The 23,002-nt window shown below is 28.4% G+C and carries 17 protein-coding genes; 12 read left to right on the top strand and 5 right to left on the bottom strand.

Annotation, left to right across the window (positions count from 1 at the left end; translation table 11 throughout):
- Positions 1-7: 7 nt before the first annotated feature.
- From NQ543_RS11800 to ltrA, 6 genes are all read left to right on the top strand, one after another.
- On the top strand, positions 8-679 hold the full coding sequence (locus tag NQ543_RS11800) for a DUF4430 domain-containing protein (protein WP_050752835.1): 672 nt from the start codon (positions 8-10) through the stop codon (positions 677-679).
- Positions 679-1,542, top strand: coding sequence for an energy-coupling factor transporter transmembrane component T (locus NQ543_RS11795; RefSeq protein ID WP_004610924.1), 864 nt, complete (start codon positions 679-681; stop codon positions 1,540-1,542). The genes NQ543_RS11800 and NQ543_RS11795 overlap by 1 nt, the downstream gene beginning before the upstream one ends.
- Positions 1,529-3,076 carry an ABC transporter ATP-binding protein gene (locus NQ543_RS11790; protein ID WP_004610925.1) on the top strand — a complete coding sequence of 516 codons (1,548 nt, stop codon included), beginning with the start codon at positions 1,529-1,531 and terminating at the stop codon, positions 3,074-3,076. The genes NQ543_RS11795 and NQ543_RS11790 overlap by 14 nt, the downstream gene beginning before the upstream one ends.
- Entirely contained in the window at positions 3,069-3,752 is a 684-nt protein-coding gene (locus NQ543_RS11785; protein WP_004610926.1) for an ECF transporter S component, read from the top strand. Before NQ543_RS11790 ends, NQ543_RS11785 begins: the two co-directional genes overlap by 8 nt.
- A gap of 26 nt (positions 3,753-3,778) precedes the next feature.
- Positions 3,779-5,980, top strand: coding sequence for an LPXTG cell wall anchor domain-containing protein (locus NQ543_RS11780; RefSeq protein WP_004610927.1), 2,202 nt, complete (start codon positions 3,779-3,781; stop codon positions 5,978-5,980).
- A 425-nt stretch (positions 5,981-6,405) separates the two neighbouring features.
- Entirely contained in the window at positions 6,406-7,824 is a 1,419-nt protein-coding gene (gene ltrA / locus NQ543_RS11775; protein ID WP_004608658.1) for a group II intron reverse transcriptase/maturase, read from the top strand.
- An 85-nt stretch (positions 7,825-7,909) separates the two neighbouring features.
- On the opposite strand, the gene NQ543_RS11770 is transcribed toward ltrA, so the two are convergent.
- Genes NQ543_RS11770 through ppk1 form a run of 3 tightly spaced genes read right to left on the bottom strand, consistent with a single transcriptional unit; the run spans position 7,910 to position 11,974 of the window.
- On the bottom strand, positions 7,910-8,833 hold the full coding sequence (locus tag NQ543_RS11770) for a hypothetical protein (RefSeq protein WP_039904820.1): 924 nt from the start codon (positions 8,831-8,833) through the stop codon (positions 7,910-7,912).
- A 17-nt stretch (positions 8,834-8,850) separates the two neighbouring features.
- Positions 8,851-9,918 carry a 6-phosphofructokinase gene (locus tag NQ543_RS11765; RefSeq protein WP_004610929.1) on the bottom strand — a complete coding sequence of 356 codons (1,068 nt, stop codon included), beginning with the start codon at positions 9,916-9,918 and terminating at the stop codon, positions 8,851-8,853.
- Between the two features lie 25 nt (positions 9,919-9,943).
- Positions 9,944-11,974 carry a polyphosphate kinase 1 gene (ppk1, locus tag NQ543_RS11760; RefSeq protein WP_004610930.1) on the bottom strand — a complete coding sequence of 677 codons (2,031 nt, stop codon included), beginning with the start codon at positions 11,972-11,974 and terminating at the stop codon, positions 9,944-9,946.
- Positions 11,975-12,268: 294 nt separating this feature from the next.
- Between ppk1 and NQ543_RS11755 the strand changes: the two genes are divergently transcribed.
- Complete coding sequence (locus tag NQ543_RS11755) at positions 12,269-17,209, top strand: glycoside hydrolase family 2 TIM barrel-domain containing protein (protein WP_004610931.1); 4,941 nt, start codon at positions 12,269-12,271, stop codon at positions 17,207-17,209.
- Positions 17,210-17,375: 166 nt separating this feature from the next.
- Here NQ543_RS11755 and uraA read toward each other — a convergent pair whose 3' ends face one another.
- The gene (uraA, locus tag NQ543_RS11750; protein ID WP_004610932.1) at positions 17,376-18,626 is read right to left on the bottom strand and encodes a uracil permease; all 1,251 of its coding nucleotides are present in this window, start codon (positions 18,624-18,626) and stop codon (positions 17,376-17,378) included.
- Positions 18,627-18,756: 130 nt separating this feature from the next.
- Here uraA and NQ543_RS11745 point away from each other — a divergent pair, with 130 nt between their 5' ends.
- From NQ543_RS11745 to NQ543_RS11730, 4 genes are all read left to right on the top strand, one after another.
- Positions 18,757-19,242 carry a GNAT family N-acetyltransferase gene (locus NQ543_RS11745; RefSeq protein ID WP_004610933.1) on the top strand — a complete coding sequence of 162 codons (486 nt, stop codon included), beginning with the start codon at positions 18,757-18,759 and terminating at the stop codon, positions 19,240-19,242.
- Positions 19,243-19,309: 67 nt separating this feature from the next.
- Positions 19,310-20,083 carry a ZIP family metal transporter gene (locus tag NQ543_RS11740; RefSeq protein WP_004610934.1) on the top strand — a complete coding sequence of 258 codons (774 nt, stop codon included), beginning with the start codon at positions 19,310-19,312 and terminating at the stop codon, positions 20,081-20,083.
- 84 nt (positions 20,084-20,167) lie between these two features.
- The gene (locus NQ543_RS11735) at positions 20,168-20,341 is read left to right on the top strand and encodes a hypothetical protein (RefSeq protein ID WP_181972576.1); all 174 of its coding nucleotides are present in this window, start codon (positions 20,168-20,170) and stop codon (positions 20,339-20,341) included.
- Positions 20,342-20,602: 261 nt separating this feature from the next.
- Positions 20,603-20,776 (top strand): hypothetical protein, encoded by a 174-nt coding sequence (locus tag NQ543_RS11730; protein WP_004610936.1) that lies wholly within the window; start codon positions 20,603-20,605, stop codon positions 20,774-20,776.
- A gap of 29 nt (positions 20,777-20,805) precedes the next feature.
- Here NQ543_RS11730 and NQ543_RS11725 read toward each other — a convergent pair whose 3' ends face one another.
- Positions 20,806-21,972, bottom strand: coding sequence for an O-antigen ligase family protein (locus tag NQ543_RS11725; protein WP_004610937.1), 1,167 nt, complete (start codon positions 21,970-21,972; stop codon positions 20,806-20,808).
- A gap of 64 nt (positions 21,973-22,036) precedes the next feature.
- On the opposite strand from NQ543_RS11725, the gene NQ543_RS11720 reads away from it, so the two are divergent.
- A complete protein-coding gene (locus NQ543_RS11720; protein ID WP_004610938.1) occupies positions 22,037-22,972 on the top strand; it encodes a TRM11 family SAM-dependent methyltransferase in 936 nt (311 codons plus the stop codon).
- Positions 22,973-23,002 lie beyond the last annotated feature (30 nt).

Genomic DNA, 23,002 nt, shown 5'->3' with positions numbered 1-23,002 from the left:
GGGAACAATGTTTAAAAATAAGAAATTAGTTGGTTTATTAATATGTATTTGTTTATTATTTTGTTCAATTTTTGCAATTACATTAACATCTTCAAGTAATCTTGATAGCTCTAAAAATATAAAAGAGACAAAAGTTCAACAAGAATCAAAAAAAACTTTTGTTTTAAAACAAAATGAAGAAGAAAACTTAGAGCTACAATCTAATCAAGAAACAAAATCAAAGCAATCAAATACAAATAAATCAACAAAAGTAGAAACTAACCAAGATAATAATACGCCTACATCAGATGATAATGTAGCTAATGGCAAGCGTTATATAACTTTATCTATAGACTGTAAAACTATTTTAAATAATTTAAATGAATTACCAGAACAATATCATTCTTTTGTACCTAGTAATGGTGTGATTTTAGCGGAGAAAAAAGTAAGTATTAATGAAGGTGATACTGTGTTTGATGTTATTGTTAAAGTTACTAAAATGCAAAAAATACAATTATCTTCGATAGGTGGATATATTCAATCAATAAATAACTTACCTGAAAAATTATTTAATGGAAGTGGTGGATGGATGTATGAAGTTAATGGGATTTATGGTGATAAAGGAAGTAAGGAACATGTATTAAATAATAACGATAAGGTGAAATGGCGCTATAGCTGTTATAGTGGGGATTTATATTAGTGAAAAGTTTTAAAGAATATCATCCGTTAATTATTTTTATATATTTTTTATCAATAGTTTTAACAACAATGATTCAGTTACATCCGGTTTTTTTAATCCTGTCTTGTGCTTTATCATTTACATATCTTTTTGATATACGATTAGTAAATAAACAATATATCGTAGGTATAAGTATATTTTATTTTATTATTGCTTTAAGTAATCCTATTTTTGTCCATACTGGTGCAACTATTTTGTTTTATTTTGGATATATACCAATTACTTTAGAATCAATTATATATGGTTTTGTTTTTTCTACTGTAATTATTTCAATGATTAATTGGTTTAAAATATTAAATGAGTGTTTAGATAGTGAAAAAATAATTTATTTATTTAAAAATAAATTTCCAACGATTGGATTAATGATTAGCATGATTCTAACAATGATTCCACGTTTTATTAAACAGTTAAAAAGTATTATTGAGACTCAAAAAACATTAGGAAAAGACATTACTAAAGGAAATATAATAACAAGAATAAAAGTAGGATTTGATATTTTATTAATTTTATTTACATGGAGTTTTGAATCATCATTAACTACTTTAAAAAGTATGCAAGCACGAGGATATGGAAAAAAGGTAAGAACTAACTTTCATACATATATATTTGAATCGAGAGATCAAATAGTATTGATAGTTATTATTTTATTAGATTTTATTTTTATTTTTGGATATATAACAAGATATGCATCATTTTATTATTATCCAATCATTAAAACGATAGAATTTGGGTTATTGGATATTTTGTATTATATCGGCTATTTGTTGCTTTTGGCTTTACCACTTTTATTAGGAAGGATGATAGATAATTATGAATATATATAAGATTGAAAATCTTTCTTTTCGATATCAAAAAAATCAGAATTATATATTAAAAAATATTTCATTTAAAATTGAAGAAGGCGGATTTTATTTGATTTGTGGAAAAAGTGGTAGTGGGAAAACAACTTTATTGCAATTATTAAAAAAAGAAATAATGCCACAAGGTGATATAACCGGAAATATTTTTATTAATAATTCAACTAATCAACCAGAAGACATTGGATATATATTTCAAAATCCAGATTTTCAAATAGTAAGTCATAAAGTAATTCATGAATTAAGTTTTGGCTTAGAAAATATGAACATGTCTTTAAAAGAAATGAAACGTCGAGTAGGTGAAGTGGTTCATTTTTTTAATTTGCAAGATATTTTATATAAAGATGTTTCAAAGCTATCTGGAGGACAAAAACAGTTAGTTAATTTAGCAAGCATAGTAGCGATGAAACCAAAAGTTATGCTACTTGATGAACCAACAGCGCAATTGGATCCAATAGCTTCTCAAGAATTTTTAACAATGTTAAAAAGGGTTAATGAAGAATTAAATATAACGGTTGTACTTGTTGAGCATGATTTAGAACAAACAATGAAAGTATGTGATTATCTTATTTATTTAGAAAATGGAGAAATTAAGTATTATGGAACACCAAGACGAATACCAAAATTAAAAAACTATGAAAAAGCATTACCGGTTGCTACGCAGTTATTTCATAAAAGTAATATTGAAGATATAGTATATGATTTTAAATCAGTTAGAAAATGGATAAAAGATCATCAAGATAATTTTACGGTTCTAGATAAAAATGAGTTTAAATTACATAATATATTATTGCAATTAAAAAATATTCATTTTAACTATGAAGATATCCCAGTTTTAAAAGGATTGAATTTAGATGTGTATGAAAATGAAGTTTTAGCTATAGTTGGAAGTAATGGTTGTGGAAAATCAACTTTATTGAAAGTTATATGTGGATTATTAAATTATAAACGCGGTAAAATTCATGTTGAACAAGTAGAAATAAAAAAAGATAAAAATTTATTTAATAATTTTATTGCTTATTTACCACAAGATCCTACGACTTTGTTTTTAAAAGAAACAGTTAGAGAAGAACTTGGTAATCAAGAAAGTATTGATTTGTTATATGATTTAAAATTAGATTTTTTACTAGAACAACATCCATATGATTTAAGTGGTGGACAAATGCAAATTGTTGCTTTTATTAAAATATTAGCACGAAATCCTAAATTAATCTTACTTGATGAACCAACTAAAGGCTTAGATGCCTACTATAAAGAAAAAATTGGCGATTTATTAGAAAAACTTGCTAATAAGGTAACTGTTATTATTGTTTCACATGATTTAGAATTTTGTGCTCGCTATGCGAAGCGAATAGGAATGATGTTTGATGGAAGAATAGAATCAATAGATAAAACTGCTGTATTTTTTTCCTCTAACTTATTTTATACAACGATTATGAATAAATTAACTAGAGGGATTTTAGATAATGTAAATATAATTGAGGATATCAAATATGAATAAAAAGTTTCAATATCTAATTATTTTTACAAGTATTTTATCAATAATTATTCTTACACTAAATTCTATTATTAATCGAAGATATAACTTTATATCAATTATATTAGTATTTCTATCTTGTTTACCATTTTATTTCCGCTATGAAAATAGAAAACCGCATACAAGAGAAGTTGTTGTAATAAGTATTATGGTTACATTGACAATTATTTCTAGAATTTTATTTGCCCTAATTCCTGGATTTAAACCAATGATGGCAATGATAATTATTTGTGGGATGGTTTTTGGTCAAGAAATAGGTTTTTTATGTGGTTCATTGAGTGCTTTTGCATCAAATATATTCTTTGGTCAGGGTCCATGGACTCCATTTCAAATGATGGCTTTAGGTTTAATCGGGCTTGTAGCAGGAATATTGAATAAAAATAATTGGTTGGAAAATAAAGTTTTATTAGTATGTTATGGGATTATTTGTGGGATAGGATATTCATTATTTATGGATATATGGACTGTTTTATCATTAGATCAGGTCTTTAATATATATCGATATATTGCTGTAATTGTTACAGCAATACCAACAATGTTTGTTTATATTATTTCAAATGTTGTATTTTTGTTGATCTTAGTTCCTGTTTTGTTAAAGAGATTTCAAAGAATTAAATTAAAATATGGATTTATAGATTAAAATTATTTGTATGAAGGAGAAGGAAAATGAAGAAAATATTATTAAGCTTTTTAGTTATTGTCGTATTGATTATACCAAATAACTATGTTATTGCTTTAAAAAATGGAATTGAAACTAAAGTTACAGAAGAAAAAACACCAGTAAGTGTTGAACAAGTAACTAATGTACAGTCATTAAAATCAGGTTATGGAGCAGATCCAGTTTTATATGATGATTATTTATATACAATAAAAACTGCTGATTGGGGTAGTGGAAGTAATGGTGAATTACTTAAAATAAATAAGTCAACAATGGAAATCGAAAATCGAGTAGAGTTGATTGGAAAAACAGGATATACACCATTTATTACTGCAGGTGATGAACAAATATTTGTTCCTTTATCAGATGGAAGAGTTCAAGCATTTGATGCTAAAACATTAGTATCTACTTGGGTATCAAAAACTCCCGAAAAAGTTGGTGAAGTAGCTTCACATTTAACGTATCATGATGGATATTTATATTATGGAATTGGTGGTTATTCATCTAATCAAGGGGATTTATTTATTTGTGTAAGTACTAAAGATGAAGATATATTACAACAGTTTGAAACAAAGGAATTAAATTGGGTATATGATCAAGGCCAAGGTTATTATTGGAGTGAAGCTGTTGTTATTAATGACTGCATTGCTTTTTCAGGATATGATGGAAAAGTTGTTTTGCATGATTTAAAAGATGATAAAGTTTATGATACTTTGGATTTAGGAATAGGAAAAATAACTAATTCTCTATTTTATGATCAAGAAACAAATAAATTAGTTGCTGCTAATACAAATGGATATATTGTAACTGTTGAAGTTGAGAATCATGATTTAAGGGAAAATACCTTAGAGAAATCTATACAATTTAATGGGCAATTTTCTTCTTCACCAGTTTGTTATAATGGAAGAATTTATATTGGCGGTGGAGCTGGAATATCATTTACAGTTTTAGATTTAAATACATTAGAAGAAATATATTCAATTGATAATATTGCAGGATCATGTAAGCCAATTTTATCAACTGCATATGCTAGCGATGATAATCAGCAAGAAGTACAATTATACATGATCAATTATGCATACGATTCAAATCATCAAACACATTTATATCATATTACTGATAATCAATTAAATAAAACAGCTAATTATCAATCATTATATACATTAGATACATCAATTAGTTCTAATTATTGGAATGGGAATCTTATCATGGATGAAAATGCATTTTATGCATATAATGGAAATGGCACAATTGTTAAATTTGGATTTGATACAAATATCCAAACTGAAAAAGATGAACAACTTATCGTTAATAAATTAAATAAGCAAATTGCTTCATTACCAACAAAAGATAATGTATCAATTAAATTAGATAATCAGCTACAAGAAATTTTATCTGCATACTCTAAATTAAGTGATGAATATAAACAACAAGTAGTAGAAATAGATAAAGTTAAAGAGTTAGAAAAAATTGTAGACGAACAAGAAAAACTTATAAAAAAATTAAATGAAGATATCATTAATGAATTAAATATTTATTATATCTCAAAAAATGATGAATCTATTGTTAATGAATTAATAAGTAATTATGAAAAAATTCATCAAATTAATAAGGATTATGTAGAAAATTATCAAGATGTACTTGATGCAAAAAATATTATTGATCAATTGAAAAATAATATTATTCCGGCGATTGTTTTTGAAAATATTTTTGGTGAAGATATTGATTATGTAGTTGATGGTATGTTGGATGGTGATTTATCGTATCATATTAGTTTTAATGGTACAAATTTAAAAAATATTCAAGATTTTAATTATAGAATTAATCATGATTCAAAATATAGTCAAATAATAAAAAATGCAAGCTCAAATGCTTTTATATTGGATTTTGAATTTAAAGGAAATTTCCCGGGAAAAATTAATTTTGAAACAGAAACAACTTTAACAGATGGTCAATATGGATTATATTACTATGATAATGAAAATCAAAAGATTGAATATGTTAAGGAAGTTGAAGTGATTGAAGGAAAGACAACAATGACATTAATGGAAGGACATACATATTTCATATCTGAAAAGTTAGATTTAAATACTGTAAATACTTTGATAAAAACAGGCGATCAAGTTACTGTATTATTACCTATTGTTGGTTTATTGATGGGGATTATGGGTATTTATTTTATAAAGAAAAAAACTAATAAAACGATGTAGCATTTACGTTACATCGTTTTTAGTGTGCCACGCATGACATAAGACTAGGTGGTGAAAGTCCACTGTGGGGGTTTCGTACTACCAACCACTAGCCGAAGACAAGGTATCCATCGTAAGGTGTGAACGGGAGGAAGTTGGAGGCAAAGTCCTGACCCAAGGAATACGAACTATTTTAGGCAGAAGCTTATCGGATGAGATTGCTAAACAAATCGAAGTCCAATAGTACGACGGAATAAGCAGTGTAAAGATAGTGGGTACATAGGATGAAAGTGTTATGTCTTACCGTGGGAGGTCCTAGGAACATGATGAAAATGTAATCATGGTGGAAACGTTTGTCCTAGGAAGTCAGCCGAGGTCATAGTAGTGATGATGATAACTGTAATGGTTATCTAGCGAAGGACCGAACATAAGGAGGTGAACTGGAAATGAAAGATACTCAAGATAAAATAGGATACTGTCAACTATCATTAGGCTTACTCTATGAAGATAGTACGGAATACGACAATAGTGGAGAAGTGTATCCTACATCAAAACAAGAGATATCACATACGAAGAACACCAATAGATTTGTAGTACATGAGAAGTTACTTGAAACAATTATGGAGGATGCCAATATAGAAAAGGCAATCCAAAGGGTTATGAGTAATAAGGGAAGTGGTGGTGTAGATAAAATGCAAGTCGCAGAAGTTCGTACGCATTTCGCACAACACTGGTCTTATCTAAAGAAACTTATCATGGAGGGACATTATAGTCCACAAGCCGTTAAAAGAGTAGAAATACCAAAAGATAACGGAAAGAAAAGAGAGTTAGGAATTCCAACAGTGACGGATAGGGTCATACAACAGGCGATAGTACAGGTACTGACACCAATATTTGAACCCCAATTCAGTGACAATAGTTATGGGTTCCGACCAAGAAGAAATGCCCATCAAGCAGTAAGAAAAGTAGTCGAATACGCCAATGAAGGATATCGATATACAGTAGACCTAGATTTAGAGAAGTACTTTGATACAGTCAACCATTCAAGACTTATACAGATATTGTCACAAACTATTAAAGACGGAAGAGTTATATCACTCATACATAAATATCTCAATGCAGGAGTCATAGTAAAACATAAGTTTGAAGAAACTACAAAAGGAGTACCCCAAGGTGGGCCACTCAGCCCATTATTATCAAATATATATCTTAATGAATTTGATAAAGAAATGGAAAGAAGAGGAAATCGATTTGTAAGGTACGCAGATGACTGTGTCATACTATTCAAAAGTAAAAGAAGTGCAATGAGAGTCAAAGAAACAGTGACAAGATATTTAGAAGAGAAATTATTTGTAAAAGTGAACCAAGAGAAGACAAAGGTAGCCTATATTACTGATATAAAATTCTTGGGCTTTGGATTTTATATAGAGAAGAGTGGTAATGTACGAATCACTGTTCACAAGAAATCTAAAGAAAAGATGAAAAAGAGAATAAAGGAAATCACCAAAAGGAACCGACCAATATCAAGTAAGGAATTAGCTAAAGAGTTAAAAGAATACATTACAGGTTGGGTGAATTACTATAGGATAGCGAATATGAGTAAACATCTAAGGGAAATAGACTCATGGATGAGAAGAAGAATACGAATGATATATTGGAAAAGATGGAAGTTAGTAAGAACAAGGTATAGAAATTTACAAAAACTAGGTATTAATAAAAGTAAGGCATGGGAATGGGCAAACACAAGAAAAAGCTACTGGCACATCGCCAATAGCTTCATACTAAAAAGGACACTTACAAATGAAGTATTAAAAATATACGGATTTATAAGTGCACTAGATTATTACAACTCTATAAACTTATGAAACGCCGTGTAGGGAACCCTACGCACGGTGTTGTGAAAGGGGCGAAAGATTTTAATTCTTAGCCCCTATTCAATTTAGTTTAATATTATTTAAAATTAAATTTCTTAGCAAGATTATCAACTTGTTGTCTAGATATTCCAAAACTATTACATAAATTATCGATATATTGATTTATTTCATCAGGAGATTTATCTTTTAAACTATTTTCATCTAAACCTAAATTTTTCATGACATTTTTCATCTGATTAATAGTATTTGGATCTCCATTAAGATATTTATTCATCAAATCATCATAGTATTTTTTGCTTTCATTAACTTGTTGAGAATTTCGATATTTTTTATTATCAAAATCTTTTTTGAGTTCTATTAAAATATCAATTTCTTCACTATCTAATTCAAGTTCATCAAAGAAATTTAATGCATGTAAACATAATTGTTCTAATTCATCATTATATTGAGAATCATCTAGTTTTTCTATTAATTCTAAATCATGTAAAAAACTGTTTATTTTATTTTTTAACTGAGTTGTTAATTCGATATCTTCGTATTCATCGTTTAAAAGATCATTTAAAACGATTGATACATAATAAGCAACTTTTTCATGATCATTTAAAATAACATCAATATTAAGATCAGTTATTTTTGAAAATAATTTTAAAAGTGTTTCGGAATTAAAATGTTTATTATCAAAACAATATTTATTATCTTTAGTAGTAATATAGGCAGATATTTTAGGATCATTGTGATGCTTTTCTAATTCTAATTTAGTAATTTGATCATAACTAAAACTACCTAAATTACTATATAACTTATTATCTGTAAAAATGTAGCCAATACTACCATCTAAGTTATCACTATTATCAATAAAAACAATAATATTTGATATATCATTACTTCCAAAACTATATATAGCATTACTAATTTGAATAGGAATGTTATTACTAAAATAAATCTTTCCAGTATTAATAAAATCATTATTTATTAATTCAAGTATTGTTTCCTTAATCATCATAAACTCCTTAAAAATTAATCTCCAAATGAAATTCCTAATAACCTAGCACTACTTACGTCTTCACCACAAGGATCAACATATTTCAATTTACCGGCAGATTCTTCTAGTGGAATAAAAGTAACAGAATTGTTTTTTAAAACAACAAGTTTTCCATAGTTTTTTTCCATAATTAACTTGGCACCTTCAACTCCAAAACGTGTTGCTATTGTTCGATCATATGGACATGGATTCCCACCCCGTTGAACATGACCTGGGCAAGCAATTCTTATTTCACTATCAATATAATTTTGTAATTTATTAGCAATTTCATGAACTACTGATAGTCCTTCACGAGCAGCAACTTTTAACTTATAATGCTTTTTATTAAGTAAAGCATCATTTTTAGAAATTGCTCCTTCAGCACAAGCAATAATAGTATATTGTTTACCATTAGCTTGGCGTTGTTTAATCGTATCTGCAATTTTTTCAATATCATATGGAATTTCTGGGATTAAAATCATATCAGCTCCTGAAGCAATACCTGCAGATAAACAAATATGCCCAACCTTATGTCCCATAATTTCAATAATAAAGACACGACTGTGACTAGCAGCAGTTGTATGAATTTGATCAATATAATTAGTAGCAATATCGATTGCTGATTGATAACCAAATGTATAATCGGTACCCCATGTATCATTATCAATTGTTTTTGGTAATCCAATCACATTTAATCCTTCTTGTGCTAACATATTAGCAGATTTTAATGAACCATTTCCTCCTAAAACAACTAAACAATCTAAGTTTAATTTTTTGTATGTTTTCTTCATAGCTTCAACTTTATTAAAGCCATTTTCAATTATTCTCATTTTTTTAAATGGACATCTAGATGTTTTAAGAATTGTTCCACCAATATTAATAATATCAGAAAAATCCTCAGGTTTCATTATTTTATAATCCTCATACATTAAACCTTTATATCCATAAAGAAAACCAATTATTTCTACGTCTTTAATATTATTATATAAGGTCATAGCCAATCCGCGCATAGTAGCATTTAGTGATTGGCAATCACCACCGCTTGTTAATATTCCAACCTTCATTTAATCACTCCTTAAACTTAACGATTTATTTAAAAAAATATTCTTGACTGTTCAATTCTGGTAATTTGTTTTTAATTCGTTTATAACTACCATCTGATAATAGCTCACAAGCTTTAACATTGTCTTTTAACATTGTATTAAACATTGAGACAAGTCTTTTTTTAATTTTTTCATCTAAAATAGGTGCAGCAACCTCTACGCGTCGTGCTAAATTTCTTGTCATTAAATCAGCAGATGAAATATATACTTTTTGATTATCACCTTTTCCAAAAATATAAATTCTAGAATGTTCTAAATATCGTCCTACTATAGAAATCACTCTAATATTTTCAGTATAACCTTGTACCCCTGGAATGATACAACAAATTCCACGAACAATCATATCAATTTTAACTCCTGCTTGACTTGCTTCAATTAATTTATCAATCATTCTTTTACTAGTTACAGAATTACATTTAAAACCGACATATGCTTCTTTACCACTTTTAGCAAGTTCTATTTGTTCATCGATATATTCAAATATTTTAGTAATCATGCAATTAGGAGCTACCATTAAATATTGTGTATTACTTTCAGTTTCTCCTAAGCTTAAATGATTAAAGATTGTATTAATTTCTTCACCGATTTCATACTTAGATGTCATCAAAGATATATCTGTATATAATTTAGAAGTTACTTCATTATAATTACCAGTTCCAATTTGACATACATAGTGAATTCCTTGATTATTTTTACAAGTAATTAAGCATATTTTTGAATGAACTTTTAAACCATCTAATCCATATATAACACGACACCCAGATTCTTCTAAACGTTTAGACCAATCAATGTTATTTTCTTCGTCAAAACGTGCTCGTAATTCTACTAAAACAACAACCTCTTTTCCATTTTCAGCTGCTCTAATCAACGATTTAACAATTTTTGAATTTTTTGCAACACGATATAATGTCATTTTGATACTTGCTACACTTGGATCTCGGCTTGCTTCTTCAAGTAATCTTAAAAAAGGAGACATGGATTCAAATGGATAAGTAAGTAAAATATCTCGTTTTAAAATTTGTTTAATCATTGGAACTCTGTTTTCAACTAATGGACTGTTTTTTGCTTCAAGTTTTTTATAAAACATTTCTGGATGCATAAATTTTAAATTATCACGTAATTGACTAATAAATTTTAAATCTAGTGGTGCTGTGCTAATAAATATTTGATTTTTCTTTAAGTTTAAGAAATTCATAAGCATCAATATTTCTAATTCTTCTAATCCTTCAGACATTTCTAAACGAATCGGACTTAATTTACGTCGTTGTTTAATTAAATTTTCCATCATTTCACGATAATCATCATGTCCCTCTAGTGAATGATCATCTTCTTCAATATCAGCACTTCTAGTAACTCTAATAAACGCTTTATTTTTAATAGTATATTTCGCAAAGATTTTTGAAACAAAATGTAATATAACATCTTCAACTAAAATAAACTTACCTTGCATACTAGGAATTGCTAGCATTCGATCATCCATCGCATTTCCACAAGAAACAATTCCCATTTTACGTTTTCCTTTTTTTGATTCTAATTGAACAACAATATATAATTCACGATTATTTAAAAAAGGAAAAGGTTGTCTTTTTGAAATTACTTGTGGAGAAATAAGAGGTAATATCTCTCTTTCAAAATAGTTTTCAAAATATTTACGATCATTTTTATCTTTTAATTGAGAATATTTTAAAATTCCCCAACCATAAGTTTTTAATTCATCTAAAATGTTATGATAAATGCGATCTTTTTTCTTATTAAGATAAGTAATCTTTTTTAAGCAACTTTTTAATTGCTCTTCTCCTGTCATTTCAGTTTTGTTATCTCTGGATGCGGGATAGAAAAGCATTTGATCGTATAAAGAACCAATTCTAACCATAAAAAATTCATCAAGATTTGACGAAAATATAGAGACAAAATTAAGCTTTTCTCCTAGTGGTACTTTAGAATCTTTTGCCTGCATTAATACACGATCATTAAATTTTAACCAAGAAAGTTCTCTATTTTCTTTACAACCATACATATTAATTCCCTCCTACTCTAATATATAATTGGATATCATATTTATAAAATAATTACCTCGAGAAAACTATCTACTTTATAAAAATTTTACATAAAATTATTATTAAATTTATGTATATGATTTATTTTTATTAATATAAAAATTTTACAACGTTGTAATTATAATATCAATAATGAAAAATATAAAAATCAAATAAATATTATTAAAAAGATTGTTTGATTAACGCTTACATGATAGGATTTATACATAGAACAATTTTATATTGTCTATGGGAAAGAAAAGGAGAATAGAACAATGAAAACAAAATGGGACAAAAAAATGTCAGTAGTATTAACTGCTACAATGATGTTATCAGTTGCTCCAGTAAATGTTTTAGCAAAACCAGATGCTAAAATTGTTCAATCTGAACCTGAAGAGGTTTATGTTGACATTATTGGAGAAGGACAGCGTTCTACCTTATTCAATGAAAATTGGAAATTTCATCGAGGAGATGTAGAAAACGCGCAAGATGTAAATTACAATGATACAACGTGGGAAAATATTAATTTGCCACATGATTATAGTATCGATCAAGAATTTACAACTAGTGGAGAAGCTGAAAGTGGCTTTTTACCTGGAGGTGTAGGATGGTATCGAAAATCATTTGTTGTACCAGAAAAGTATCAAGATAAGCAACTTATGGTTGAATTTGACGGTGCTTATATGAATGCTGAGGTATATTTAAATGGTAAAAAATTAGGAGACCATCCATATGGTTATACTGCATTTGCATTTGATCTTACTGATGGATTAATTTGTGATGGTAAAACAGAAAATGTTTTAGTTGTAAAAACTAATAATCAGATTCCAAGTAGTAGATGGTATTCTGGTAGCGGGATTTATCGTGATGTAACTTTAACTGTAACTGATGATGTTCATGTAGGTTATAATGGAACTCAAATTATTGTTCAAGATTTAGAAGCTAATAAAAATGGAACAGTAGAAGTTGATATTACAACAACTGTAGAAAATGATAGTGATACAACTAAGACAGTAACAGTAAAAAATACTTTGCTTGATGAAAATGGTGAAGTTGCAAGTAATACAACAACTAGCCAAATAGAAATGGCTGCTGATAGCACTCAAGATATTGAACAAAGTGTGAATGTTGAAAAACCAGAATTATGGTCAGTAGATGACGCTAATATGTACAAAATGAAAACGGAAATTTTAGAAAATAATGAAGTTTTAGATACATATGAAACTGATTATGGATTCCGTTATTATAACTTTGATAAAGATACTGGTTTTTCATTGAATGGCGAAAAAATGAAATTAAAAGGTGTAAGTATGCACCATGACCAAGGATCACTTGGAGCGGTTGCAAATCGTGACGCAATTGAACGACAAGTTAAAATATTAAAAGAAATGGGATGTAATGCTATTCGTGTTACTCATAATCCAGCAGCTTCAGCTTTACTAGATATTTGTAATGAATATGGTATGCTTGTAATTAATGAAGCATTTGATGGATGGACAGAGTATAAAAATGGAAATGTAAATGATTATACGTCACATTTTGAAGAAACTATTACTGCGGATAATCAAATTATTAATGGTGAACCAGGAATGCAGTGGGGAGAATTTGATACTAAAGCAATGGTTGATGGAGCTAAAAATGATCCTAGTGTAATTATGTGGTCTGTTGGTAATGAAATAACAGAAGGAGTATATACGGATACATCTCATTATATTGATGTAGCAAGTAATATTATTGATTGGATTCAAGAAATTGATACTACTAGACCTTTAACTATTGGAGATAATCAAAAAAATACCAATCCTAATGCGATGATTAGTAAAATAGATCAGAAAATTTATGAATCTGGTGGTGTTGTAGGATTGAATTATGCTAGTAACGATCAAACTGTTGCAATGCATAATACTTATTCTAATTGGCCAATATATGGTTCTGAAACTGCAAGTGCTGTTCATAGTCGAGGAATTTATAATGTAACTGGTAGAGATAATGCAAATTTACAAATGTCTGAATATGATAATGATGAGGCCAAAGTAGGATGGGGACATTCAGCTAGCGATGCATGGAGTTTTGTCATTAAAAATGATTTTAATGCTGGTGAATTTGTTTGGACAGGATTTGACTATCTTGGAGAACCTACGCCTTGGAATGGAACTGGTGCTGGATCAGTAAGTGGTCAAGGAGCAAAACCTAAATCTTCATTCTTTGGAATTGTAGATACAGCAGGTTTCCCTAAAGATACATATTATTTATACAAAAGTCTTTGGGATGAAGATAGTACAACTTTACATTTGATGTCTACATGGAATAATAATGAAATTGTTAAAGATGCAAATGGAAAAATCAAAGTAGATGTATTTACTAATGCTGCTAAGGTTGAATTGTATTTAAATGGTAAAAAAATTGGTGAAGATAGTGCTACTAAACATACAACACCTTTAGGCTATACTTATCAAACATTCTCTAATGGAGAATTTTATCCGAGCTTTAAAGTTGATTGGGCAGCAGGAAAATTAAGCGCTAAAGCATATGATGAAGCTGGAAATTTAATTAGTGATACTGAAGGAAGAGATAGTGTATCAACAAATAGTGATGCAACACAATTAGATGCATACGCTGATAAAACAGAAATAATGGCAGATGGAAATAGCTTGTCTTATATTACTGTTGATGTTAAAGATGTTAATAATAATATAGTTGCTGGAGCTAATAACAAAATAAATTTTTCAATTGAAGGAGAAGGAAAAATTGTTGGGGTTGATAATGGAAATCCTAGTGACACAGATAGTTATAAAGGAAATTCAAGAAAAGCTTTTAGTGGAAAAGCTTTAGTAATTGTTCAATCTACAAAAAATGAAGGATCATTTACAGTAACTGCAAGTTCAGATGGTCTACAATCATCAAGTATAACTGTAAATACAAAACGACCTGAAGTTGAAGGAGATACCTATTTACAAAGTTATAAGATTTCTAAAAATATGTATGTTGGACTTGGACAAGAACCAGAATTACCACAAACAGTTGTAGGAACTTATAACAATGGAGAAGTAAAAGAATTAAATGTAGAATGGGATAGCTATGATAAATCAAAATTAAATACTGTTGGAGAATTTACAGTAACTGGAAAATTACAAGATAGTGATGCGATTGTATCAATTACAATTCATGTAATTGGTAATGTAGTTGCAATGGAAAATTATTCAACAGTGACTAATGTTGGGGTTGTACCAGAATTACCACAAACATTGCGCGGTTTCTATGAAGATGGAAAATATAGTGAAGCTTTCCCAGTAACTTGGGATATTTCTGAAAATGCTTTTGCAAATGAAGGTATTGTAACTATTAACGGAATTGCAAGTGTATTAGATGGAACTAAAAATGTTACAGCAATAATAAGGGTAGCACCTAAATTAGAAGAATCTACTAATATAGCTTCTAAAAATTATCATGATGCGCCTGTCTTTACAAACGGTAGAATGCAAAATGGTATGGCTAGTGATCCATCAAGTGTTGCAATCAGTGACTCACTATTAAAATTAAATGATGGAATTAGTAATGATAGTGTAGATACTAGTGCTAGATGGACAAACTGGGCTTTAAGAAATGAAAATCCGCCAGTAGATACTTATGTACAATTAGAATGGCAAAATGAATATACAATGCAAAATGTAAAACTTTGGCATTTTACAGATAATGCATATAGTGTTTTACCAGGTGATGATAATGTTCGTTTTGAATACTTTGATGGTGAAACTAATGAATGGAAAGAAATAGAATCTTCACATATAACACAAGTACCATATACTTCTGGTGATACACCATATGGATTTATAACACCAATTACTACAAGTAAATTAAGAATTTGGTTAAAAGCACCACAAGCTGGTAAATGTATCGGTTTAACAGAAGTTGAAGTATATAATTATGTTAAACAAACAGAAGCTAATACAACTACTAATCTTGATGAATTAAAATTAAATGGTACTAACATTGAAGACTTTGAAGGTTTTGATGGTTATAATGAAGAAACTAAAACATATACTGTAAACTTAAAAACAATTGATTATCCGACTGTTGAAGCTAGTGCTAAAAACAATGAATCAATCACAGTTTTACCAGTATATAACGATGAAGTTAAAATCATTGTAAAATCAGAAGATGGTAAATCTGTTGTAACTTATACAATTAAGTATAATAAAGAAACAACAGAAGTAGATAAAACTAAACTTCAAGAATATGTAGATAGTCAAGAAATTACTAGTGCTATTAATTCAATTGATAAATATACTGTTGAGTCATATCAAGTATTTAAAGAAGCATATGATAAAGCAAATGAAGTATTGGTAAATGCTGATGCAACACAAGAAGAAGTAAATCAAGCTTATCAATCATTAAAAATAGCATACGAAAACTTAGAAGAAAGAGTAATTGAAGGAGATGCAAATAAATTTGAGTTATCAATTGCAATAGATTTAGCTAAAACAATAACTGATGAAGATTTAAAAAATGTTATACCAGTAGTAGTAACTGAATTTAAAGATGCACTTGCTCAAGCTCAAATAGTTTTAGCTAACCCAGATGCAATACAAGAAGAAGTTGATACAGCCTTTAATCGTCTTGCAAATGCAATGTGGAAATTAGAATTCTACAAAGGTAACAAGGTACAATTACAAGCATTTGTTGAACAGTTAACTGGTTTAAATGAAGATGACTATAGTGAAAAAACTTGGCTTGTATTTGAAGAAGCATTAAATAATGCTAATGTTGTATTAGCTAATGAAAATGCAATGCAAGAAGAAGTAGATGAAACATATACTAAATTAGTTAAAGCATTCTTGGAATTAAGATTAATTCCAAATAAAGATTTATTAGCTGATTTAATTAATCAAGCAGAAAGCTTAAATGCTAATGATTATACAGTAGCATCTTATGCTAAATTAAATACAGCACTTGTAAATGCTAAAAACGTATTTGCAAATGTTGATGCAACAATAGAAGATGTAACTGCAGCTGAAAAAGCAATTGAAACTGCATTAACAGAATTAGTAAAAAATCCATCTCTATCAAATAATGATAGTAATGTAGTAAATAATGGTGATACTACAAGTGTAAAAACAGGAGATGCAACTAGTTTTATAAGTATAACAGGTTTAGGAGCTTCATTAAGTGTTCTTACATATCTATTTGTTTCTAGAAAGAAAAAAAGTAATAAATAAAATTATTTGATTTTTAAATCTATTATAAATATAGGTAAAATCACTTTAATAAAAAAGTGGTTTTACCTTTTTGATTATGTAAACAAAAAAGCTATCGAATATTATTATATCCAATAGCTTTATATGTATTAAAATGCCGATTAATAATATATTAAAAAAATAAAATTTACGTATTAGTCAAATTCAATTTTTCCATCACATAAAAAATTAATGATAAAATCATGGCTACAATACAAGCTAATACCATTCCTGTTAATTGAATTCCGCCAAAGTTTAAAGTAATACTACTTAAACCTGTTACAAAAACAACAGATGTTAAAATTAAATTTTTATTAATTGAATAATCAACATGTTGATCAACTAATATTCTTAATCCACTAGTTCCAATCATACCATATAGTAAAAAGCTTATCCCACCAATAACTGAACCAGGAATTGTTTGGATTAATGCAGATAGTGGTCCAACAAAAGAACAAATAATTGATAAAACTGCAGCTCCTGCAATAACTTGTACACTATAAACTCCAGTGATAGCCATTACACCAATGTTTTCACCATATGTTGTAGTCGGTACTGATCCAATCAAACCAGAAATCATCGTAGAGAAATTATCTCCTAATAAAGAACGATGTAATCCAGGATCTTTGATTAAATCACGTCCAATGATTTTACCAGTTACTACTTGGTGACCAATGTGTTCTGAAGTAATAACTAAAAGAACAGGCAAGATCATTAAAATAGCATTGATATCAAATTTTGGAGCAGTAAAATTAGGTAATGCAAATAATGATGCATTAATAACTGTTGAAAAATCAACTAAACCAAAACAGATTGCCCCAATGTAACCACATATAATAGCAATTAAGATAGGGATAACACTTAAAAATCTTTTAAAACAAATATTTCCTACAATTGCTACACCTAAAGTAATTAAAAATACCCAAACATTAGCAGCTTCAATATTATTTCCTAATAATCCAGCATTATTAGCAGCAGTAGCACTTAATTCTAAACCAATTAAAGCTACAACTGGTCCCATGGCAGCAGGTGGTAAAACAATATCAATCCATTTAGTACCACATTTTTTGATTATAAAAGCAAGCAAACAGCCACAAAATCCAACGGCAACGAAGCCCCCTAAAGCATAAGGATATCCATATTTAGAAATTACAATATTTGCAGGTGCAATAAATGCAAAACTTGAGCCTAAATAAGCAGGAGATTTTCCTTTTGTAATTAGTATAAATAATAATGTTCCAATTCCATTCATGAAAAGAACAATTGCAGGATTAATTCCAAACAAAAATGGAACTAACACACTAGCTCCAAACATTGCAAACATATGTTGCAATGATAAAGGTAAAAGTAGTTTTTTTGGAACTTTTTCTTCTACTTGAATAATTTTTTTCTTAGACATTTTATCCTCCTTTTAATCTAATGTATTATGTCATTTTTTCTTATTGATGTCTAGCTAAATTTGTCTAGTAACTATTTATAAATATTATTTTATGATATACTAAAAAAAATTTTATTTGGAGGAAATTATAATGATACGTAAAGCAACAATTCAAGATCTTGATCAAATTACAAAACTTGAACTAAAATGTTTTCCTGAAAGTGAAGCAGCTTCTAAGGAAAATTTAGAGGCTAGAATCATGACGTTTTCAAACAGTTTTTGGGTTTTAGAAGTAGATAATCAAATAGTTTCTTTTATTAATGGAATGATTACTAATGAAAAAACAATCAATGATGAAATGTTTGAAAATGTAACTCTTCATAATCCTAATGGAGATTGGCAAGCTATTTTTGGTGTTGATACATTACCTGAATATCAAGGGAAAGGTTATGCAAGTATACTAATGGATGCAGTAATTAAAGAAACTTTTGAAAAGGGATGCAAAGGATGTATTCTTACTTGTAAAGAAAAATTAATTGGTTTTTATGAAAAGTTTGGTTATGTTAATTTAGGGATTTCTGATTCTAAGCATGGTGGAGTAGTTTGGTATGATATGATTTTAGAGTTTAAAAAATAAAAATCGTTTTGTTTGTAAAGAATAATTTTTTATAATACAATAATAAAAAATTAGAGAGAGTGATAATATGGAGATATTTATAGGTTTGATGCTTCCTTTTATAGGAACAGTATTGGGAGCTGGCTGTGTTTTCTTTATGAAAAATAAGATGAACTCTTTAGTTCAAAAAATATTATTAGGATTTGCTTCAGGGGTGATGGTGGCAGCATCGGTTTGGTCACTTTTAATACCAGCGATGGATATGTCTGAAAACCTTGGAAGGTTATCTTTCGTTCCTGCAGCAGTGGGATTGATGCTAGGAATTTTATTTTTATTAGTTTTAGACCATACTATCCCACATATGCATTTAGATAATAAAAAAGAAGGATTGAAAAGTAATTTAAAAAATTCAACAATGCTAGTATTAGCGGTAACGTTGCATAATATTCCTGAAGGAATGGCAGTAGGAACAGTTTTTGCAGGAATGTTAAGTGGCAGTGCAAAATTAACTTTTGCTGGTGCAATTGCTTTATCGCTTGGAATTGCAATTCAAAATTTTCCAGAGGGTGCGATTATTTCTATGCCATTAAAAAGTAATGGAATGAAAAAACATAAAGCTTTTTTATATGGGGTTGCTTCAGGAATTGTAGAACCCATAGCTGCTTTTATTACTATTTTATTGGCATCATATGTAACACCATTTTTACCATATTTTTTATCTTTTGCAGCTGGAGCAATGTTATATGTAGTAGTTGAGGAATTAATTCCTGAGGCAAGTCAAGGAGATCATAGTAATATTGCAACAATCGGCTTTGCAATTGGTTTTGTAATAATGATGATCCTTGATGTAGCAATGGGGTAGTAACAAAATCTTAACTTAATCTTTAATTGTTTATAGTGGTTATGTTTTATAGATTTAGTAAAATATAATCAAGGAGTGATGATAGTGAAAGGTAAACTGATAGCATTAATAGTATTGATGGTAATAGGAAGTAATATATCTAGTATTTTTGCTTATGGTGGAGCTAAAAATACTAATTTATCGGGAGGTATGTTATTGTTTTTTGTGCCTTTGATGTTAGGAATTGTGTATCTTGCAAATAAAGATGAGACTAACTAATGAATTATTTACATTATTTTAACTAAATGAAGATATAAGTTAAAGGATTATTGTGTGATAATAGTTATAAGGTATAAGTAGTTAAAAAAATTATAACCTTTATGCACACTATATTAACTAATCTTGTACCAATTGTATATTGATTATAAAAAGGCAGTTTGCCTTTTTATAATTTAATATAACTTTAACAAAGAAAACCGGAAATTATGTGATGTAATATTATTAGGATAATTAGATACATTGTTATAGGAGGCGGTTTTTATGAATAGATTTGGTTTAATTGCAGTCATAGTATTTACATTAATTGAACTTATGATTGGTGAAATTATAATATGTGGAATACCTTTATGGATCGTTGGATTAATTGCGTTTAGTTTTGTTTGGATGGGAATTATTTGTGTAAAAGATAAAGTTGAAATTAAAGATTCGTATTAATAGTAAAAAATAGGGTAATGAAGTACACCCTATTTTTTATTATCATAATTATACATTTCAAAAGAAGCAGCAATGAATAGAAATAACAAACCAGTATGAACCCAAAAAATTGTATAATCTAATATACCATGAACTAAGATAACAGCTATACATGAAATAACTAAAGCAACGTAACGATAATTTATTTTTCTTTTATATATAAAATATAGTCTTTTACAATTATCAACAATATATGGTATTAAAACAGAAATACCTACTATACCAAAAGAAAGAATTGGATCAAGATAGACACTATGAGCATGTTGTGTATTGTGACCGGCATATTGTTTAAAAATTATCATATAAGTCATTGGTCCTTGACCAAATAATGGATGAGCTTGGATTCCTTTTATGGCTGCTTGCCATATTTTTGTTCTTACTGAAAAGTTATCTACAAGTTTTTCAATACGAGGAAATTGTTCAGGATTAATTATAAAATAAATCCCTAATATTACGCATCCTAAAGCAATTAAAGCACATATTCGATAATTACGGTTAATTATTAAAAATACTATCATTGCAAAGGCTGTAGCAATGAGTGCAGTTCGACAGCCTGTCATATACAATAAAAAGAAGTTAATGCCAGCAACAACAAAATAATAAATTTGTTTTTTAATGTTTTTAGTTCCAAATATTTTATAACCGATCATCATGATGATAAATTCAATCATCATGGCATAGTAGTTAGCATTAAAAAACACAGAATTCAATCGATTTTCGCGACGACTAAATACTTTTAAAGTAAAATGATCATAACCTAAACGTTCTAAAATTTGAGTTTGTTCGTATAATCCATAAATTGCCCATAAAACAGATAACGCAATTAATAAATCAACAATAAATTCAAAAATATCTTGATTAATATATTGCCGATAATACAGCATTAATGATATAAACATAAATATCAAAGCAACACAACCTACACCAATCCAATTTTGATAGATTAGGGAAATAATTAAACTAATCAGTACGAAAATTATCAAGTATTTGGATTTAGGAGTATTTTTAAAAGCATTTGTGATTTTTTTAGTGTAGAATAGGTATATAGTTTCTACTAATAAAATTGGTACACAAATATAAAATGGAGTTGATAGACAAAGAACTGTTGCAATGATAAATAATTGTTCTTTAGAAAATTTTTCTTTTAGATATTGCATATTGTACCTCCAAGTAATGATACTATAACATAATTATAAATTAGATACAAATAAGGAGAAATTGATGGAAAAGTTTTTATATGTTTTTAATTACCCTCCTGAAGATAAAGATTTATGCGCTTTAGAATTTAGGGCAATGTTTAAACAGGAGTATACTAGTAAATATTATTTAAGCAATAAAGATTATGATGTTAATAAGAGTGTTTTTATGAAGGCTAAAATTGATATTTGGGGAATGAATCAGAGTTTTTGTGAATTAATTAGACAAGTTGCTAGTTTAAATAAAAGTTATCAAGATTTTAAAGTCATTTATTTAAAAAATGAAATTACGCATGTTGAATATGGTGAAACATTACAAAAGTGCAAAGAAATATCATGGGCAATTGAAGGTAGTGTTAATATGTCAAAACCAATGCATACAATTGCAATTACTAAATTAGATAATATTTGGATTTGTGGATATTATCATCATGGGATACCTTCATGGAAAAAACATGATAATAAACCTCACACGTTTTCTAATTCATTGGATATTCGTTTGGCTAGAACATTAGTAAATATAGCTGCAAGTGATGATAAAAAGGTAAAACTTGTTGATCCTTGTTGTGGAATGGCAACAGTAGTTCTTGAAGGGTTGGCACTAGGATTGGATATTGAGGGCTATGATATTTCCCGAGAAATATCATGGTCAGCTAGAAAAAATCTAAAATATTTTGGTTACGATGAATACTTAATTAATCGAACTAGTATTCATGATTTAAATAAATATTATGATGTTGCAATATTGGACATTCCTTATAATTTGTATACACCAATTACATACGATGAGCAATGTAAAATAATAGCATCAGCTCGGAAGATATGTGATAAAATGGTAATAGTAACTTTTGAAGATATGACAAAAGAAATTAGACAAGCTGGTTTTTCTATTATTGACAGTTGTTTAAGAAAGAAAACAGAGTATGTGAAGTTCGGACGTTATATTTATGTATGTGTTTAGAAATATTATAGTGAAAGTGATTTTTGACGC

Source organism: Thomasclavelia spiroformis DSM 1552, from assembly GCF_025149465.1.
GTDB classification, from domain to species: Bacteria; Bacillota_I; Bacilli_A; order Erysipelotrichales; family Coprobacillaceae; genus Thomasclavelia; species Thomasclavelia spiroformis.
This window is presented reverse-complemented; position numbering and strand designations above follow the sequence as displayed.

What these genes read in the sequence shown, in the direction of transcription:
- NQ543_RS11800 (WP_050752835.1), top strand. Translation starts at nt 8, where the DNA reads ATGTTTAAAAATAAGAAATTAGTTGGTTTATTAATATGTATTTGTTTA.
- NQ543_RS11790 (WP_004610925.1), top strand. Translation starts at nt 1,529, where the DNA reads ATGAATATATATAAGATTGAAAATCTTTCTTTTCGATATCAAAAAAAT.
- NQ543_RS11785 (WP_004610926.1), top strand. Translation starts at nt 3,069, where the DNA reads ATGAATAAAAAGTTTCAATATCTAATTATTTTTACAAGTATTTTATCA.
- NQ543_RS11780 (WP_004610927.1), top strand. Translation starts at nt 3,779, where the DNA reads ATGAAGAAAATATTATTAAGCTTTTTAGTTATTGTCGTATTGATTATA.
- ltrA (WP_004608658.1), top strand. Translation starts at nt 6,406, where the DNA reads ATGAAAGATACTCAAGATAAAATAGGATACTGTCAACTATCATTAGGC.
- NQ543_RS11770 (WP_039904820.1), bottom strand. Translation starts at nt 8,833, where the DNA reads ATGATTAAGGAAACAATACTTGAATTAATAAATAATGATTTTATTAAT.
- NQ543_RS11765 (WP_004610929.1), bottom strand. Translation starts at nt 9,918, where the DNA reads ATGAAGGTTGGAATATTAACAAGCGGTGGTGATTGCCAATCACTAAAT.
- ppk1 (WP_004610930.1), bottom strand. Translation starts at nt 11,974, where the DNA reads ATGTATGGTTGTAAAGAAAATAGAGAACTTTCTTGGTTAAAATTTAAT.
- NQ543_RS11755 (WP_004610931.1), top strand. Translation starts at nt 12,269, where the DNA reads ATGAAAACAAAATGGGACAAAAAAATGTCAGTAGTATTAACTGCTACA.
- uraA (WP_004610932.1), bottom strand. Translation starts at nt 18,626, where the DNA reads ATGTCTAAGAAAAAAATTATTCAAGTAGAAGAAAAAGTTCCAAAAAAA.
- NQ543_RS11745 (WP_004610933.1), top strand. Translation starts at nt 18,757, where the DNA reads ATGATACGTAAAGCAACAATTCAAGATCTTGATCAAATTACAAAACTT.
- NQ543_RS11740 (WP_004610934.1), top strand. Translation starts at nt 19,310, where the DNA reads ATGGAGATATTTATAGGTTTGATGCTTCCTTTTATAGGAACAGTATTG.
- NQ543_RS11730 (WP_004610936.1), top strand. Translation starts at nt 20,603, where the DNA reads ATGAATAGATTTGGTTTAATTGCAGTCATAGTATTTACATTAATTGAA.
- NQ543_RS11725 (WP_004610937.1), bottom strand. Translation starts at nt 21,972, where the DNA reads ATGCAATATCTAAAAGAAAAATTTTCTAAAGAACAATTATTTATCATT.
- NQ543_RS11720 (WP_004610938.1), top strand. Translation starts at nt 22,037, where the DNA reads ATGGAAAAGTTTTTATATGTTTTTAATTACCCTCCTGAAGATAAAGAT.